Below are 19,028 nucleotides of genomic sequence, written 5' to 3'. Positions count from 1 at the left end.
TTTTTATACTAATTAATAATGAATTTTCTTGTGTTGACTGACTTACTGTTAAAAACTGACAACGTATACATACCTGGTGACAAATGCTGTAAGCTTACTGTTGCTCCTGTGATAATTTTTTGCTCTATCAGTTGCCCCATCGCATTCCACACATAGTATTCGCTCCCTATCATAACAACTGGAAAGTGAACTTGTTTATCAATAAGCACAAATTCGTTCTTTTCGGCATGTTCATTCAAAAATGCACACGGGTCTACATTAACCACAATGCTATCGGTAAAGCTACAACCTGTAAAGGTAGTTACAGCAACATAATACGTACCGCTTTGATTAACGGTAATGGAGGGAATTGTATCGCCCGTGCTCCATAAATAGCTGGTATAGCCGAGGCCTACATTGAGCAGCAGCGATTGAGGAGCGCAGATAGTAGTATCAGGGCCTAACAAGCTTGCTACCTTGGTATAATAAATGTCGCCCTGCCAGGTTAATCCATTGGTAAATGGACCAGCCGCATTAAATGGAGTAAGCGTATTTTGGCCTATGCCGGTGTATAAATTTAAATCGGTGCCGGAAACGGCAAGGGAGTTTGTTGAGAGATTGCTATGCGATTCGATTGTTCCTGTGCCATTGGTCATAATAAAATAAAACGCGGCCCGCTCACCGGCTTCAACACATATATTCATATCATTTGGAAAAGGGGTGGGAGGAATAGGGCAGTTTAATGCTGAATTGGGAGTGAAATTAATGGCTGAATCTACCAATGTCCATGCATTTGGGTTTGTTTCGAATCCGAAAAAAGTTCCTTTTTTATAATAAATATAAATATCGCGGGTTCCGGGATTTTGTGCCAGTAACGAAAGTTTATTGATAATAATATTGGATTGTTTGGCTTCTACATCGAAAAACAAGCCCTTACGTGAAAATGTCCCCACACAAGGAGAACTAAATATAGCATTTTGTGCATAGCAATCAATTGCACTTAATATAAAAAGCCATAAAACGATTATTCGCATGCAATGATTTTTTTAACGTGGCTAAAGTAATCGTTTTTTTGACTTCATTAAAACGACTTTACTTTGAATACAATCCTATTTACAACCTACCTGCAAATTGGTCTATTGTGGCAGCATATTCATCATAGATACTATTGAACTCAAGTTACGCATTACCTAATACCTGAACCTTCTAATTCAATCAATAGATTCCAAAATGCTGGTGAATAACTAACAAAATATCGAGAATATTCATACACGAAATGCTAAAATATGTTGGCTAAAATATTTTTTTCTGTGGTATTATTTATTTTTTTAAATTTGTCAATTGTATCTTAAATTTCACCATTAGATCTTAAAATCTTATGTTTAAAAATCTACATTTCGCATTGGCATGCTTACTAATATCAACATCATCCTTTGCACAATTGAACGTTACCTTTCGATCGCAATTAACCTTTCCGGGAAAAAGTCTGGCAAACATTTGGGGATATACAGACAATCAAAATCGCGAATATGCCTTAGTGGGCACTACAGCAGGCTTGAGCATTGTAAACATAACGAGCCCTGCCACTCCGGCTTTGCTATTTGATATTCCTGCAGCAAACAGCCAATGGCGTGAGGTGCGCACCTATGGCAGCTATGCATATGTAGGCACCGAAGGTGGCGGTGGACTTACTATTGTAAATTTATCTTATCTACCCGACTCAGCACCATACAAAACCTGGACAGGTAATGGAGCAATTACAGGTTTATCGAGGATACATACGGTGCATGTAGATGGCAACTTTATTTATCTAAATGGTTGCCGCAATTCCGGAGGCGGATATTTATTCAATGGTTCATCATTGATTTGCTCACTAACCGATCCATGGAACCCTTCCTTTGTTGGCCATACAAGCACAGGAGCAAGTTCTACCGTTGACTATGTGCACGATGGGCAAGCGCTTGGCAATGTTTATTATGGGGCGCATATCTATGATGGAAAGTTTTCTATTTATGATGTAACCAATAAAGCAGCACCTGTGCTAATAAACAAACAGGCTACACCAAATACCTTTTGCCACAATACCTGGTTGAATGGTGCCCAAACAGTAGTATTTACAACCGATGAAGTAAGTAACTCTGTACTGGCTTCCTATAATGTAAGCAATTCAAACAATATTCAGTTACTTGATAAAGTACAATCGCAAAATCCGGGCTCAGGATCAATAATTCATAATACGTATATACTCAATGAATACGCTGTTAATTCCTACTATCGAGATGGTTTTACCATTGTAGATGTATCGCGTCCGGGCAACTTGGTGCTTACCGGTTGGTACGATACATCGCCTGCTTATGCAGGCAATGGTTTTAATGGCGCATGGGGAGTGTATCCTTATTTTCCATCCGGTAATGTGGTAGTTAGCGATATAGAAAATGGCTTGTTTGTTTTAAAACCAACCTATACCCGTGCATGCCACCTGGAAGGCGCGGTTACTGATCAGCAAACAGGACTTGTAATAGCAGGCGCTACGGTTAGCATTACCGGCCCTGCTACTTTGAATGAAGTAACTAATGCTACCGGAGAATACAAAACAGGCACTGTAACTGCAGGAACGTATACCGTAACCGTTAGCAAAACCGGATATGTCACCAAAGTAACAAGCGGTGTTGTTTTAACCAACGGCAGCCTGACTACGTTAAACATTACTTTACTACAAACGGGTTCTACCTGCACCGATACTTACGAAGCAAACAACTCTTCAAGTCAAGCCAAGACTATACCTGTTAGCACCGACATTTATGCACTGATTGGAGCATCGGGTGATGTTGACTGGTTTCGTTTTAGCACGGTAATACCTAATACCAAACTAAAAGCAACTTTGCAAAATTTGCCTGCCGACTATGATTTAAGATTGTACAGCAACAGTAATAGTTTACTTGCAACATCTCAAAATAGCGGCACCACCAATGAAAGTATCATACGAAACTCAACTACTGCCTCTACTTACAAGCTGCGTGTTAATGGATATAACGGTGCATTTAATGCGAACAGTTGCTATAAACTTCGCGTAGATGTAAGCAGTACCAATTTTGTGAAAACAATGCCACTAAACCAGGAAACGGCTAAATATGGTGACGAAGGCAGTTTGCTCGCATATCCAAATCCTGCCGATAATGATATTGCCTTTTATTTTACAAGCGAAATGCAAACTAATGGTAGCCTTCGGGTGTATGATATGTTAGGGAAAGTAATTAGCCAATCAGAAATTGAAATTAAGGAAGGCGACAACCTTACTCAATTATCGTTACAAGCCATGAATCAGGGAATGTATATTGTTGAAATAAACAATGGAACCACTTCATACAAAACACGAATTGTAAAAAACTAAATAAAGACTTCTTTATTTTCAGGAAAACCGGCAGCGTAAACAAGTGCCGGTTTTTTTTTCAAAGCTATTTAAGATTTAAGCTAAACTTCCGGTTTTTTACTTTGATTTCTAATTTATAATGTTTAATTTTAGACTCAATCACTATGACCATAGTGAAAATTAAAATGAGTTTCTAATCTTAAAAATCAAACAAAGTGAAAAAATTAATTCTAATGGTATGCATATTGGTAATGTGCATACTCGCTAATGCGCAAAAAGCGCAATGGTTTCTCTATACTTCGGGCTGGTGGTGCGATAGAACAAGGTTTACCAATGTCACCTTTGATAATGACTATCATATGTACACCATTCGAAATAAGGATATGTGTTTTAATGATGATACCCTGCCGGCTTCTTACACCTTGATTAAACAGAAAATGGATGGAAGCTATGTAGCTGAAAGGGAAATAAAGTGGACCAAACAAAAAAAGAATATCAAGGCAAAAAAAATATTCCTGGAAGTGGACCATGATCAGCAGGCTTATGTAGGAATAGGCAGCAGGCTTTTTAAGTACGACAGCGGGCTAAAATTGGTGATGCATGCTTCTGAAGTACGCACTGGATATACCGCCATGGAAGTAGGTGGTGAAAAGATTGAATTGTTTTACTCTGATGGTATTATGCGCTTGTATAATAAAAACAGTGGCAATCGCGACCTTACCAAACAGGTTTGCAATTACAGCCCGATAGTTTGTGCGGCAGATAATAAGCGCTTTTTAGCCGGAACACTGAATGGCGTGCTAACCATCACGGTGCTTAACAAATATTATTCTATCACGGATACGTTTACCATACCCACGCCTTTTCCTGTTAACAGTGTTAGTATACTATCTAACAACAACTGGTTAATGCTTGCAGCCAATGATGGCCTGCAAACATATATTGCTAAATGTACCTTTTCGGGAAACGTTTTTTACAATTATACAACGACTGGAAAATTCCGTTTGACTGACCTTGATGTAAATGATTATTTGCTGGTAAATGCGAATAAAAAAGAAATTATTCTGAATGGCACTCACTACAGTCACCCTAATCCGGATGTTTTTATTAATGATGCTACCCTGGTATACAGCAGCACCACGCTTTCATTAAACTCAACTACCTATCCGCTTGCAGCTTGCTTTGGTTTTAAAACCGGGCAGTATGGTTTTTATGATAGCTATCTGTACAACTTTTCTGTATACAATAACCAATTGATAAGCGAAGACTCTATACACCACCCGTATTATGGTTTTGGGTATGCCCAAAATTACTGGGAATACAATGCTGTATATGGAAACAAATCCGGCAACAACAGAGTTGTTGCTACGGCTGATGGATCTAATGGAGCCGATATAGATTCATGGCATGGATTCTTGATCAGTTTATATTATAACAACCTTCCGATACAGCCTCGCTCATCAATATCCAATACCACAACTGAATCTGTTTATTTATTTCAAAATCATCTTAGGTTTAATAGTAATGAAAATATCATTTCGGCTAGTATTTATGATGTAATTGGTGCCGCTAAAATTTACTCAAGCGATATTTCTGTTGACAAAAGTATCGACATTTCAATGCTTGCTGCAGGAATTTACATTGTTCAGTATCAAACTGCATCAGGATACTCGTCCCTAAAATTTGTAATCCCTGCGCGTGAATAAAAATATATTAGGGAGCTTTCTTAAAATTAAAAAGCAGTCATAAGACTGCTTTTTTTCTTTTTATCCCTGCCATAACTCAACTTATTATCTAACATTTGTTTTCTCCATCATTAGAATCTGGGGCTTGATTTATTTGTATTCTAGTTTTACCAGAGGCATATGGTTCTAGTTTACCTCGACAGCAGCCCGGCTTTTAATAGCCTGAAAAATATGCTTGTGTTTATCCTTCAGCAAAGCAATTTTTTTTATCATGTTGCTGTTATCAGATTGCCTTACGAATAGCCAATATTACAAAACATTCAATATTTGCTCTTTCATTTTCTCAAGATCATCTTTCATTCCGATTATCATTTTCTGAATAGCAGCATCGTTGGCTTTTGCACCCATGGTGTTAATCTCACGGCCAATCTCTTGTAAAATAAAACCAAGCTTTTTGCCACTTACATCGGGCGCATGTATGCACTCGCGAAAATAATTGCAATGACTATGAAGGCGCACTCGCTCTTCATTTATATCTATCCGCTCCAGGTAGTAAATCAACTCCTGCTCAAAACGATTGTGATCAATCACAATATTATCGCTGTTGCTTTGTAACTGTTGTAATATACGTTGCCTAATGTTTTCGGCACGCTTGGGCGCATTGGCTGCTACCTGCTCTGCATCACTTTCTATGGTAGTTAGGCATTGCAATAAATCCTGCATGAGTATACTGCCTTCCTTAGCACGGAACTCGTTAAACCTACTTATTGCTTCAGCAGTAAGGCTTTGCAGGGCGGCAAACGTTTCGTCACTTGTATCGGTGCGTTGCATACCTGTAATATTAGGAAGTTGCAAGAAAGCAGGCATGATGTCCTTCATATCAATGCCATTGGCATTGCACAAATCTTTTAGTTGCGCTATATAACCGGAAGCAGCTTTGGTATTAAGTGATACCCCGGTATCCACCATCGACTCATCCATGCTAATGCTTATATCAACACGACCACGCTCAAGAACTTTGGTCAGGTACATGCGAATATCCATTTCGCGGTCGCGAAATGGGGCAGGCAAGCGTAAGTTGATTTCGAGAAATTTACTGTTTAGCGATTTTACTTCCATGGTTACGTTTATTCCATTTACCGCTCCTGAAGCCCGGCCAAATCCGGTCATTGACTTAATCATATGTTATACCTTGTTTCGTTCTTAATGGCGCTACCAACGATTTCATTACGCTTGCAGCAACTAACTAAAGACCCTATTAAAATTTAATTTATCTACGTTTACAAAGTTACAATCATTCCTTGTTTAATAAGATTATTATATTTATAACTTTCATGTTTTTTTGATGTAGCTTAAGTAAGTGCGGAAAATAAAATCTATCGGCTTTCGATTTTTCTCTTGATGGAATGCCTAGTTGCCATTCTAATTCCAATTTTTATAATGTAACAATGGTTGGGTTATTTCTTTTTCATTCAAATCATAACATCATCATTTAATTATAGGATCATAAAAAACACGCTGCATTAAATTGATAAAGAAGCCCAACCGATGCCATGCTAGTAGAAAAACACCTTAGCATACGGTGTATAACCTTGTGCATATTCCATCATGAACTTTACTTTCGTATTTGCTTAAAAAGTGCAAGTCATTATCCTGCCAACCTATTCATTAGTACTGCTTTCAGGAATTAATAAATCGAAATTCCTATTGAACGGGGTATCGAATTAATATAGATTCCTCTTGTGGTCGTTGCCTTTCTTTTTTGCACATTTGCGCCTCCACAAAATCTATTGATATTAATGAAATACAAATTGACAAAATACTGCGCTATTGCAGCAATGGTGATAAGCTTTGCTACCTGCAAAACAGCTAAAGAAAACACACAAACTACCGTGTTGAAAGAAGCATCAGGTGAGCAGTCAAAAAAAATAAATAAACCTTCGGGCAATTACCGCTATACCCCCACCATACTTTCCGACCTTATACACACGCGGCTCGAGGTAAGTTTCGATTGGACAAAAAAATACTTACTGGGCAAGGCCATTATAACATGTAAGCCACATTTTTATCCATCGCAGCAATTGGTGCTGGATGCACGGGGAATGACGATAAACGAAGTAAGCTTGATACAAGGGGCAACAAGAAACAAGCTTTCTTACTTTTATATGGGCGATACTCTTACTATCGATCTTGGCAAAACATATACACGTACCGATACTATCTCGGTTTTTATAGATTACATTTCCAAACCCGATGAACTTAAAAAAGTTGGGGGGAGCTCTGCCATTTCAAGCGACAAGGGATTATATTTTATTAATGCCGATGGAAAAGACAAAACAAAGCCACGGCAGATATGGACGCAGGGCGAAACACAGGCAAGTTCCGTTTGGTTTCCTACCATAGACCGCCCAAATCAAAAAACAACACAAGAGATTTATATAACTATAGATACCGTGTTTACTACGTTGAGTAATGGCGTGTTGCTAAGCAGCAAAAATAACGGTAACGGAACGCGAACCGACTACTGGAAAATGAATCAACCGCATACACCCTATTTATTTATGATGGCCATCAGCGATTTTAAAGTAGTAAAAGAACAATGGCGCAACAAAGAGGTAAGCTACTATGTGGATGCACCCTATGAGCGATATGCCAAAGCTATATTTGGCAACACGCCTGAGATGCTCGAATTTTTTTCGAACCAACTTGGGGTAGAATATCCGTGGGATAAATATGCGCAAGTAGTAGTGCATGATTATGTGAGTGGTGCTATGGAAAACACTACAGCAACATTGCACGGAGCGTTTTTGCATCGTGACTCACGGCAGTTACTTGACAATTCCAACGAAGCTGTTATAGCGCACGAGTTGTTTCATCAGTGGTTTGGCGATTTAGTTACCTGCGAATCGTGGAGCAATACCCCCTTAAACGAATCGTTTGCTACCTATGGCGAATGCCTTTGGGACGAATACAAATACGGACGAGACGAAGCCGACTATGGTGGTGCTGCCGATTTGCGCAGGTATTTAAGTTCGAGTACAGATAAGCAGGTTGACCTCATTCGTTTTTATTATGAGCAACAGGAAGATATGTTCGATAGTCACTCGTACGCCAAAGGCGGACGCATATTACACATGTTGCGCAAGGTACTTGGCGATGAGGCTTTTTTTGAAGGACTAAAAGAGTATTTAACTGCTAATAAATTTAAAGCAGCCGAAGCACATCACCTTCGCCTTGCTATGGAAAAAGTTAGCGGGCGCGACCTTAACTGGTTTTTTAATCAATGGTTTTTTAACAAAGGTCATATGGAGCTCGACATTCAATATACGTATGTCGATAGCTCACAAACACAATATGTGTTTGTGAAACAAACACAGGACTTAAGCACTACACCATTGTATATAATGCCTGTAACGGTAAGTATATATGCTGATGGTAAAGTTACAGAGCAGGTGGTTACCCTTAGCAAAGGAACAGATACCTTCAGCTTTGCTGCCCCCACTAAACCGAACCTTGTAAATTTTGATTCTGAAAAAATGTTGCTGTGCAAAAAAACCGATAATCACACTCCGGATGAATGGGCATATATGTTTTACCATGCACCACTTTTTTTAGACCGAACAGAACCGCTGGATAAATCCGGGAAGAATTACAAAGCAGGTACAGCCCAGGCTAAAATGGTGCTTGACGCTATGAATGACAAGCACTATGCAATTCGCGAAAAAGCAATAAAGCTTAGCACTACCATGGCAAAGAATGAGCAGGCAAAGCCCACCGCTAAGGCAGCGCTTATTAAATTGGCACAACAAGATGCTAAAGCAAGCGTGCGCGAAACAGCCATTGAAATCCTAAGCGAAGCATTTAACGATTCGACTTGCGAGCAAGTGTATCATGATGCTTTACGTGATAGTAGCTATGCGGTTATTAAAGCGGCATTAAATGCTTATGTGAAGCACTTTAAGGAGCGAGGACTAAAAGCCGCATCATACCTCGAAAAGCAGAACAATACAAATATAAATTCAATACTTGCCGGTGTCTATGCTAACGAAGGAGATCCTGCCAAAGCAACCTTTATGTTTAATACAGTAAAAAGTAGCACACAAAACATGACCACACAACTTGCAACCTATGGCAGATATTTAAAGAAAATGGATAATACTGAAATGAAAAAAGGCGTTGCCTTACTGGATGAGAGTGCCCGCAATGGAAGTGCCTTTTCGAAGGTAGTAGCATACAACAATATTAAAGAGTTGCGCGCCCAGTGCAAAACCAATATGGACGAACTTCAAAAACAACTAGACGAAAAGAAACAATCAGGCATAGGTACTTATGTGACAGAGGAACGCAAACGCGATGAATGGCAAAACCTATTTGATTTTCTTGACCGCACCCTGAATGATATAAAAACAAACGAAGCTGACGAAAAAATACGCAGCCGTATGAATTGATGGTCTTAACAAAAAGGGCTACCCAAAAATATGCCTTTTGCTTTGCAAGAAGCAAAAGATAATTGCTACAGTTTTTAAAATATAGCGGTTGCTACCTTGCGGGTAATATCAGGATTGCCCATCGTATAAAAGTGTAGGCATGGAACGTTTGCCTTAATTAATTCTTTGCTCTGTTGTATGGCCCAAGCTATTCCAACCTCTTTTACTTCTATATCATTTTTGCATTTCATTACTTCGTCTATCAGGTCATCGGGCAAATCGATATGAAACGTTTTAGGCAATATAGTCAATTGCTTTTTTGTTGTAAGTATTTTTAAGCCGGGAATGATTGGCACATTAATTCCACTTTCATTACAAGCCTTTACAAAATTGAAAAACTTGTCGTTGTCAAAAAACATTTGTGTAACAATATAATCTGCACCTGCTTCCACTTTTTTCTTTAAATAAGAAACATCCATTTTCAGATTTGGTGCTTCAAAATGTTTTTCAGGATAACCGGCCACACCAATACAAAAATCCGTATTTACAGTATCAAGCAAATCTTCGTCAAGGTACAAACCTTTATTAAGGCTGCTAATCTGTGATACCAGGTTAAGAGCATAATTGTGCCCCTTTTCGTGTGGGATAAAGGTGTTCTCAGTTTTAATAGCATCACCACGCAAAGCAAGTACATTATCTATTCCCAAAAAATTCAGTTCGATCAATGCGTTTTCCGTTTCTTCCTTTGTAAACCCTCCACAAATCAAATGTGGAATTGCATCTGTTTTATATTTATTCAAAATGGCACTGCAAATACTTACGGTACCCGGGCGCTTGCGTATAGAAACTTTTTCAAGATAGCCTCCTTCGCGTTTTTTATAAACATACTCCTCGCGATGATAGGTTACATCAATAAATGGAGGTTTAAATTCCATCAACGGATCGATTGAATCAAAAATGGATTGGATGCTCTTCCCCTTTAACGGAGGTAATATTTCTATCGAAAACAAAGTATTCTTTGCTTTGGCAAGATGTTCGGTGACCTTCATATACAATTATTAAACAGTGGGCAAAAGTAGATAATTTATTGTAAGCTATATGACAACTGAGCATAATGCACATGTTCTCTATTGATTACTGGATTTTTCGGTTTATTTGCAACAAAATTTTTTCTCATGCGCTTTCAATTTATTATCAGAATGTTTTTAAATAAGGCATATCACCTTTCACTAAAGAAAAACATACTTATTGCGTTAGTGTTGTGCCTATTGCAAAGCGCACTGTGGTTTTCGGCATGTGTAGGTCAAAAACCCGAATATAAGATTCGAAATTTTTCGCAATATGTTATGCCTATGGTTGGTACCGGAGGACATGGGCATACATTTCCGGGTGCGGCTTACCCATTTGGCATGGTGCAATTATCACCCGATACACGCCTTGATGGCTGGGATGGCTGCAGCGGTTACCACCATAGTGATAGTTTGATCTATGGCTTTACACATACGCACCTTAGTGGAACAGGCTGTCTTGATTATGGCGATATACTTATTATGCCCTTTAGCCAGAAGTATGAGATACCTAATACTGCTTATGCCAGTTCGTTCAATCACGCCACCGAATTGGCAACTCCCGGCTATTACAGTGTGCAATTAAACAAGCATAACATTAAAGCAGAGCTAACAGTAACACCGCGCACTGGAATGCACCGCTATACCTACGCTATGGACAATAATGGTATCTTGATAGACCTTGCCCATCGCGATGAGGTGCTTGACTCGTGGATTGAACTCGTTAACGATACGGTTATACGTGGATACCGCAATAGCAAATCATGGGCTACCGATCAGCGCATTTATTTTTACTTAATAAGTTCTGAACCATTCGATAAAAGTTTCATTTACCGAAACGATTCTATTATGGACGGAAATCGCCTTGAAGGGAAAAATTTAAAGGCTGCTTTGTATTTTAAAAACAAAAACAACAAACAAGTTTTGTTTAAAGTTGGTATTTCAGGTGTAAGTTGCAATGGGGCTTTGCTTAATTTAAAAACTGAAAACCCGCTTTGGAATTTTGACAAAATAAAAGAACAGGCCGCACTAGCCTGGAACACTGAACTGAGTAAAATTGAAATTGAAGCAGACCAACAGGTGATGAATAACTTTTATACAGCGTTTTATCATTGCATGATACATCCAAATTTAAACAACGATGTTGATGGAAGCTATCGTGGACGCGACATGAATGTATATGCCGACAAGCAGCATAATCTATATACCGTTTTTAGCTTGTGGGATACTTACAGGGCCTTACACCCATTGCTTACGTTGATTGACAAAAAAAGAACAGGCGACTTTATCAATACCTTTTTGCATCAGTATGAAGAAGGCAAACTATTGCCTGTATGGGAACTGTCGAGCAACGAAACCTTTTGTATGATTGGCTTTCATTCGGTGCCGGTAATTGTGGATGCGTATTTTAAAGATGTAACAAGTTTTGATATAAACAAAGCATTAGCGGCAGCCAAACAAAGTGCTGACACTACCCTGTATGGCCGCTATTTTTTTAATAGCAATTTGTACTTAAGCAATGCTATTGAGCACGAAAGTGTAAGCAAAACCCTTGAATATAGTTACGATAACTGGTGCATTGCACAACTTGCCAAGCGCATGCACAGCATGCGCGACACACCTATATATACCAAGCGCTCGCTAAGCTATCGTAATTTGTTTGACTATAAAACAAAGTTTATTCGCGGGCGCGATAATGGTTCATGGCATACCCCATTTATTCCTTCGGAAGTAAATAATTATTATACCGAAGCCAATGCATGGCAATACCACTTTTATGTACCACATGATATTACGAATTTCATGAAAATGCATGGAGGTGTGGGAGCATTTGCAGCTAAACTTGATAGTTTATTTACAGCACCTATGGCATTAAAAGGTCGTCAACAAGCTGATATTACAGGCCTCATAGGGCAGTATGCGCATGGCAACGAGCCCAGTCATCACATGGCATACCTGTTTAATTATGTTGGACAATCTTACAAAACACAATATTATACAAACCGCATTTGTAAAGAGATGTATAACCCACAGCCTGACGGCTTATGCGGTAACGAAGACTGCGGGCAAATGAGTGCCTGGTATGTATGGAGCGCCTTGGGTATGTATCCTGTTTGCCCCGGCAGTAATCAATATGTGTTTGGTTCTCCTTTGGTAAATAAGGCTGTTATAAATCTTGAAAACGGTGAGCAGATAGAAATAAATACCAAAGGCGATGCTTCGCCTTACTGGAACAAAGTTACCCTAAACAAGAAAATATACGGCAGTAGTTACATTACGTACGAAGATGTGAAAAACGGCTGCCAACTTACCTTTAATCGCTGCGACTCTATGGATGCTACCAAGCCGGTATGGAACCGACCATTCAGCGAAACAAATGACTCAACGTTTATTGAAGTGCCAATTTTTGAAGTAGCATCACGTACCTTTACTGATAGCATGCTGGTTACTATATCGCATCCACAAAAAGATATTGAATTATACTACATGACCACCGAACGTCCCGGCATGCGCATGGCGCGTAAGTACACCAAGCCATTTTATATTGATACAACTTGCGAGGTTAATGCTTTTGCCAAGTCAACTAAAGGCCCTTTTAGCGCAGCCATCAAAGGTGAATTTAATGAGTTGCATAAAAATCGAAAAATAAAAATAATGAGTGAGTACGATAGTCAATATACCAGCGGTGGAGATATGGCATTAATTGATGGCATACATGGAGACAAGGAATTTAGAAAAGGTAACTGGCAAGGATATTTTGGGAAAAAATTTGAAGCAATACTCGACCTCGGCAAGGTTGATACAATACACAGCGTAAGTGCTACCTTTTTACATGATCAAAGCCCCTGGATAATGGCACCTAAAATAGTTGCGTATGAAGTATCGCAAGATGGTAGTAACTTTACCCTGCTTGAGGAAATTCAAAATCAATTGCCAGATACTATAAGTGTACCAACGGTAGTAAAATTTCAAACTACGGGTAACCCTATTTTTGGAAGATTTATTAAAGTGAATGCCCCCAATTTTGGAAAACTACCATCCTGGCATCTGAGTAAAGGCGAAAATTCGTGGCTTTTTATTGACGAAATTGAAATAAAATAAATAAAATTGGGTGAAATTTGTTACTTAGGTACCTCTCTGTAATTTTTTGCATCATTCTTGTGATTAGTTGCCTCTTACTTTTAAATTTTTTTATTAGATGAGATTATTCACACTTTTATTTTTATTTGTATTTACATTATTTGCAATCCAAGCGGGGGCACAAGCACCAACGGTATTAGATAAAAAGGTTCGCCAAAATCAGCGGGCAGGCGACTTGCAAGCCACACCAAAACAAGAAGCAGATCCTTTATTGAAAAACCTGAAGGGGCCTAATAATGAATTAGTTTACCAAGGCCCCAAAGGAGTCCTATATTACTTCCATACCGATGGCAAACGAGTGTACTTAGCCGATGCCAATAATGGAATTACAGGAAGTAATGGCGAAAAAATATTAACCGGTCCTAAAGGCGGAAAATATTATATAGGACCAGATGGAAAAAATGTGTATTTAAATACACGTATTAACAAGAAAACAAGAGTTGATTCCAAATCAAAAAATCTGGCAAAGTAAATTTATCGAAAAGCTATACAAGGGGGCGGGGGGGGGGGGGGGGGGCGGGGGGGGGGGGGGGGGGCGGGGGGGGACGGGCGGGGCCCCCCCGGGGGCCCCCCCCCCGCGGCCCGGGGCCCCGGCGCCCTCCCCCCCCCCCCCCCCGCCCCCCCCCGGCCCCCCCCCGCGCCCCCGCGGCCCCCGCGGGGGCGGCCCGGGCCGGGGGGGGGGGGGGGGGCGCCGGCCCTGGACGCCCCCCCCGGGGGGCGGCGCGCCGGCCGGCCGCCCCCCCCCCCCCCCCGGCCCGCCCCCCCGGGGCCGCCCCCGGGCCGCCGGGGGGCCGCCCCCCGGGGGGGGCCGGCGGGGGGGCCCGGCCGCCCCCCCCCCCCCCCCCCCGGGCGCGCGGGCCGGGGGGGCCCCGCGCGTCCTCCGGCCCGGGCCCGGGCCCTCCCCCCTCCGCCCCCCGGCGCCGCGCGGGGGGCGCGCGGGGGGGGGCGGCGCCCCTCCCGGGGCCCGCCCGGCGGCCGGCGCCCCCCCCGGGGCCGCCCCCCCCGCCCGGCCCCCCCCCCCCCCCCCCCCCCCCCGGGGCCCTGGGCCCCGGGGGCGCCGCCGGCGGCCGGGGCCCCCCCCGCGGGCGGAGGGGGGGGCGCGCCGCCCCGGCCCCCCCCCCCCGCCCCCCCCCGCGCCCCCCCCCCCCCCGGGCCTTCCCCCCCCCCTTCCCCCCCCCCGCGGGGCGCCCCCCCGCGCCCCCCCCCTCCCCCCCGCCCCCCCCCCCCCCCCCACGGGCCGGGGGCCCGGCGCCCCCCTGGCCGCGTCCCCCCCCCCCCCCCCCCCCCCCCGCCCGGCCCCCCCCCCCGGCCCCTCCCCCCCGCCCCCCGCCGGCCCCGCCCCCCCCGGCCCCCCCCCCCCCCCCCCCCCCGCCCCCCGCCCTCCCGCCCCCCCCCCCCCCCCCCCCCCCCCCCGGAACCCCCGGGCCCCTTCCCCCCCCCCCCCCCCCCCCCGCCGGGGGCGCCCAGCCGGGCGCGGGGGCCCCCCCCCCCCGCGCCCCCCCCCCCCCCCCCCCCCCAGGGCGCCCCCCCCCCCCCCCCCCCCGCGAATAAACATTACTGGGAAATTATAAAAGCGGGAGGCAATGCCTCCCGCTTTTATTTTATTCAAATGCGCCTATGCAACACAAACAATTTAGTACAATTTAGATTTAAATAACAATCAAAGACTAATTGAAAGGCAATAATAATACAAATTAATTCTTAATAAATTTACCATAAAAAGAAGTACCATCTTGCATTGTAACGGTGTATGTATATATTGCAGGCGGCAAGTTGCCGATAAAAATATTGCAAGGCCCGGCACTGCAATTACTGGTTAGTACTGTTGCTCCTTGTATGTTATGTATTATAAGCTTGTACGGTTTTTTGGAATCAAACATTACATTAAGTATATCCGTTGCCGGATTGGGATATAATAATGGCGGTGCACTTGCCTCAGCTGTATGCCAACCGGCACCCGATAATGCATAAGGCGATATGATCATTTTTATCAACCACAATTCGTTTTTATTTAGTGTAGTGTCATGCTTATGAGTAGTTTTTTCAAAAGACGAATCTGATGAACTCGCTGTTACCCAATAGAATGTACTATCGTCATAGCGAGTAAGCGAGTTTGTCCAACATCCATCTGATCTGTTTCCTCCAAAAATAGTGTCAAAATATTGAAGTGGGTTATTTTTATTAATTAGCAATAGCCACAAATTAGGCCTTGAGATTGTACAATTAGTATCATAGGCGTGCACTGTAGAAGAAATTTCATTTCCTGCAGACGAGTTTGTTTGTCCATAGGCCAAAAGCAATGTATCGTTATAATCTATAACTCCTGCAAGATAATCTCTGCAATCGTTACCATAGAGTTTTGTCCATATAATATTGCCAAGCCAGTCTGTTTTATATACCATACCATCAACTCCTCCCCTTGAAATTTCATGGCAGTTTTGATTCGTATCAACTACTCCAAAATGCAGAGCATAGTAAAAATTATCTGTTTTATTATCGTAAATTACTCCACCATAACCTCCACCAAGGCCACCAACAAACATGTTACCCCAACTAGCAAAAATAGTTGTATCACTTTCTAATACTAATGCTCCAAATTGCCCAGGACTATTTGTCCATGCCCCACCTACTGCAATCCTAAAATGAATTGCATATAAATTAAATGGTAAATAACTTAATGCGTATGGTATTGTTAAGGTAGGATGTATTCGATATTCATTAATAAGGTTTCCATTTTTATCAAGTATTACAAACCAAGGTGCATCGCTTTGTGCGCTGTCGCTTACATCACCTGATGGAAAAGGCGTTGCCGAATTACCCAATACAAGATAGGTGCTATCGGATGTTTCATATATACGATTGGGTACATCTTCGTAAGCAGAACCTAATGTTATATCCCACAATTTATTACCATTAATATCTGTTTTAACTATCCAGTAATCGTTATCGCCTTTATTGTTTTGGCTTTTATCATACCCACTATCACTAATTGACATAAATAAGCTTAGCAAACAAGAGTCAGAAGTTAATATTGCATACTGCAGTCGATCAGCCTTATCCCCACCAATTATCCATTGCTTCACACTACTGAATGCTGTATCCATTTCTAGATACCAGGCATCGCCATCGCCATAACCCCATATCATTTTATCATATAGTGTATCTTGATTTGCATAGGTAGTTAAACACAGGTTGCCATTTGGCAACCTGTGTATTTGATCGTAGCTAAACATACCAATACCACTTCCCTCGGCTCCAATGTTTCTTTGTTTGGTTATTTGAAACCATTGTGCTGCTCCAGTTTGCCAAAATAAGATTAATCCTATTATGCTAACTATAGTTTTCATTGCTTGATAAATTTGGTGGATAATAATACGCCACTTTCAAATTTACCATTTAGCATATATAATCCGGGCGTTAGTTTAGTAATTATAGATTCTAACTCCCTTGTTTGCATGTAGGTAAATGTATTAATTACAGCCCCTTGAATATTGTATAACGTTAAATGCTCTACCCCATCACTCAAGTTAATATTACATCTATCAAGTATTAAGGTTGGCTCTATACTAATATTTGCTGAACTTTCATTACTTTCCATTTTCAAATTTGGTGCTTGAAAACCTACATCCTTGTATTTAATAGTGCCATTAATGCCATCAAAATACATGTAGGTAATATTGGTATTTATACCCTTGCTTGATACACTCAGTGCATTTTGGAAAGCAGAAGGTGTGGTTGGAACACCAAGATAATTAAGTTGATACCCAAATGCATTTATTCCCATGCAGGTTGGTTGGTCAACCCACCCAAGAGAATATGATGGGAAATAACAAGCTTGTAATGGAGAAGCATAAATAACAATTGGCAAACTACTCACATTAGGAAAATTGTACATAGGCGGAGCATATTCAATATTCCAGCCAATTATTATATTGGTGTTTTTCCTATTGTAGGTAACTACAGGCATATAGTTGTACTGAGTTTGGGTATTAACATCTTGTATTTGTGTTGGTAACGCTGTAGCATGAATTACTTGACTTCCATCCGTATAGCAATTGGACTGAATTTGATAATCGCCCAATGTGCCAGTTAATCCATTATCGAGTACACAACTCACCCCAATAATATTACTATACCCTGTGGTGTTTTCCAAAGCTTCAAACACAGCAGTATATTCATTTTGGTCAGCGTTATTACCTGTACCGCCTTGGTTGCTTGCTATGCGCGGTAAGCTGTAACTCCATGTCCCGGCAAGATTATCTACCTCAACAGCTTCTGTTTGATAAAACTGCCCACTTTCTAATGGAGAGCCAGGTGCTGCGCCACTAAATGTGGTAAGTGTAGGCACATTTATAGTATTGGGAGCGGTATAAATGCTTGCAAATCTTACCAAGTGTAATACAATTGAACCCGTATTGCTTACATAGGTATAGTTGAGGGTTGTATTTGCATTAAAATTATTGTTTCGACCAAACACAGAAACATCAGGTTGCGTGGCTGATTGGAACGAACCAAATGTTGGAAAATCAGATATAGCCGTGGCAAATGTAATTGTGCTTGGCCCTGCATTAAATACTCCTCCTATGCTTTTAATTACGCCATTACTTTCCCACACTATTGCTAATTGACCCCAATTATTACAGTCAATTTTAATTGTTGAACTTGAATTTGAAGATGTAATTAGGTTAACAGCATTGGCATAGACAGGATTGCCTGTAATATCATTAATACCTAAGCCTGTGCAAATACCAAAATAAGTTTTTTGGTATAATTTAATTCCTGCATTTCCATTTAGGTTATACACTACAACATAAATGGGGTTTGCACTACCTGCATTATTATTACATATTGCCACATCCGGATCGGTAGCCCCAACAGGCAATGCAATCATTGCAGTAAGATTAATAGCACTACCTGCGCAGTTTTCAACATATATTTGCAAAGAAGCATTTGGCCCATCCCAAACGAATGCTGAATTAATTTCACCAGCGGGAGCATTGCGTACATCGCATCCCGTATTAACAACATTATTAATTGATGGAATGGTTGTTTCAGCTGCGATTGCATTTCTGTAAACTTGTGCCTTTATATTTAGATTTGTCAAAACAATTAACAGTGTTGAAATCGAAAATATTTTAATTTTTATATTCATAATAATTGATTTTAGATTTTTTTTAATTCTTGTAACCAAACACTTCTAAGGAAGTTAGCTAATCAATTATTTGAATTTAGGGTGGATGTAAAATTTTTAATAATAACTCATGTGTACCTATTTTAAGGGGAAATTTATTTTTATGATATGCAATAAAATGGAGACCGGTACAAGCTATAAGATGCAAGATGCAAGATGCAAGATGCA

At 41.4% G+C, this 19,028-nt stretch carries 10 protein-coding genes; 5 read left to right on the top strand and 5 right to left on the bottom strand.

What is annotated here, in order from left to right; all coding sequences use genetic code 11:
• Nucleotides 1-8 precede the first annotated feature (8 nt).
• On the bottom strand, nucleotides 9-1,013 hold the full coding sequence (locus IPO27_03855) for a T9SS type A sorting domain-containing protein (GenBank protein MBK8845731.1): 1,005 nt from the start codon (nucleotides 1,011-1,013) through the stop codon (nucleotides 9-11).
• Between the two features lie 344 nt (nucleotides 1,014-1,357).
• On the opposite strand from IPO27_03855, the gene IPO27_03850 reads away from it, so the two are divergent.
• Nucleotides 1,358-3,370, top strand: a complete 2,013-nt coding sequence (locus tag IPO27_03850; GenBank protein ID MBK8845730.1) for a choice-of-anchor B family protein — start codon at nucleotides 1,358-1,360, stop codon at nucleotides 3,368-3,370.
• 194 nt (nucleotides 3,371-3,564) lie between these two features.
• Entirely contained in the window at nucleotides 3,565-5,055 is a 1,491-nt protein-coding gene (locus IPO27_03845) for a T9SS type A sorting domain-containing protein (protein ID MBK8845729.1), read from the top strand.
• Between the two features lie 288 nt (nucleotides 5,056-5,343).
• Here IPO27_03845 and IPO27_03840 read toward each other — a convergent pair whose 3' ends face one another.
• Nucleotides 5,344-6,216 carry a YicC family protein gene (locus IPO27_03840; GenBank protein ID MBK8845728.1) on the bottom strand — a complete coding sequence of 291 codons (873 nt, stop codon included), beginning with the start codon at nucleotides 6,214-6,216 and terminating at the stop codon, nucleotides 5,344-5,346.
• 617 nt (nucleotides 6,217-6,833) lie between these two features.
• Here IPO27_03840 and IPO27_03835 point away from each other — a divergent pair.
• Nucleotides 6,834-9,482, top strand: coding sequence for a M1 family metallopeptidase (locus IPO27_03835; protein MBK8845727.1), 2,649 nt, complete (start codon nucleotides 6,834-6,836; stop codon nucleotides 9,480-9,482).
• Nucleotides 9,483-9,556: 74 nt separating this feature from the next.
• Here the strand turns inward: IPO27_03835 and metF are convergent, their stop codons facing one another.
• Entirely contained in the window at nucleotides 9,557-10,510 is a 954-nt protein-coding gene (gene metF, locus IPO27_03830; GenBank protein ID MBK8845726.1) for a methylenetetrahydrofolate reductase [NAD(P)H], read from the bottom strand.
• Between the two features lie 126 nt (nucleotides 10,511-10,636).
• On the opposite strand from metF, the gene IPO27_03825 reads away from it, so the two are divergent.
• A complete protein-coding gene (locus tag IPO27_03825) occupies nucleotides 10,637-13,630 on the top strand; it encodes a GH92 family glycosyl hydrolase (protein MBK8845725.1) in 2,994 nt (997 codons plus the stop codon).
• A 97-nt stretch (nucleotides 13,631-13,727) separates the two neighbouring features.
• Complete coding sequence (locus IPO27_03820; protein ID MBK8845724.1) at nucleotides 13,728-14,141, top strand: hypothetical protein; 414 nt, start codon at nucleotides 13,728-13,730, stop codon at nucleotides 14,139-14,141.
• A gap of 1,222 nt (nucleotides 14,142-15,363) precedes the next feature.
• Here IPO27_03820 and IPO27_03815 read toward each other — a convergent pair.
• Nucleotides 15,364-17,016, bottom strand: a complete 1,653-nt coding sequence (locus tag IPO27_03815; GenBank protein ID MBK8845723.1) for a T9SS type A sorting domain-containing protein — start codon at nucleotides 17,014-17,016, stop codon at nucleotides 15,364-15,366.
• Complete coding sequence (locus tag IPO27_03810; protein ID MBK8845722.1) at nucleotides 17,013-18,821, bottom strand: hypothetical protein; 1,809 nt, start codon at nucleotides 18,819-18,821, stop codon at nucleotides 17,013-17,015. Before IPO27_03810 ends, IPO27_03815 begins: the two co-directional genes overlap by 4 nt.
• Nucleotides 18,822-19,028: the final 207 nt, after the last annotated feature.

It is taken from the genome of Bacteroidota bacterium (assembly GCA_016714535.1).
GTDB lineage: Bacteria > Bacteroidota > Bacteroidia > AKYH767-A > OLB10 > JADKFV01.
This window is presented reverse-complemented; position numbering and strand designations above follow the sequence as displayed.

Bases quoted from the DNA above. Each gene is read 5' to 3' on its own strand.
- IPO27_03815 (MBK8845723.1), bottom strand. From the start codon at position 17,016: ATGAAAACTATAGTTAGCATAATAGGATTAATCTTATTTTGGCAAACT.
- IPO27_03825 (MBK8845725.1), top strand. From the start codon at position 10,637: ATGCGCTTTCAATTTATTATCAGAATGTTTTTAAATAAGGCATATCAC.
- IPO27_03820 (MBK8845724.1), top strand. From the start codon at position 13,728: ATGAGATTATTCACACTTTTATTTTTATTTGTATTTACATTATTTGCA.
- IPO27_03850 (MBK8845730.1), top strand. From the start codon at position 1,358: ATGTTTAAAAATCTACATTTCGCATTGGCATGCTTACTAATATCAACA.
- metF (MBK8845726.1), bottom strand. From the start codon at position 10,510: ATGAAGGTCACCGAACATCTTGCCAAAGCAAAGAATACTTTGTTTTCG.
- IPO27_03810 (MBK8845722.1), bottom strand. From the start codon at position 18,821: ATGAATATAAAAATTAAAATATTTTCGATTTCAACACTGTTAATTGTT.
- IPO27_03840 (MBK8845728.1), bottom strand. From the start codon at position 6,216: ATGATTAAGTCAATGACCGGATTTGGCCGGGCTTCAGGAGCGGTAAAT.
- IPO27_03855 (MBK8845731.1), bottom strand. From the start codon at position 1,013: ATGCGAATAATCGTTTTATGGCTTTTTATATTAAGTGCAATTGATTGC.
- IPO27_03835 (MBK8845727.1), top strand. From the start codon at position 6,834: ATGAAATACAAATTGACAAAATACTGCGCTATTGCAGCAATGGTGATA.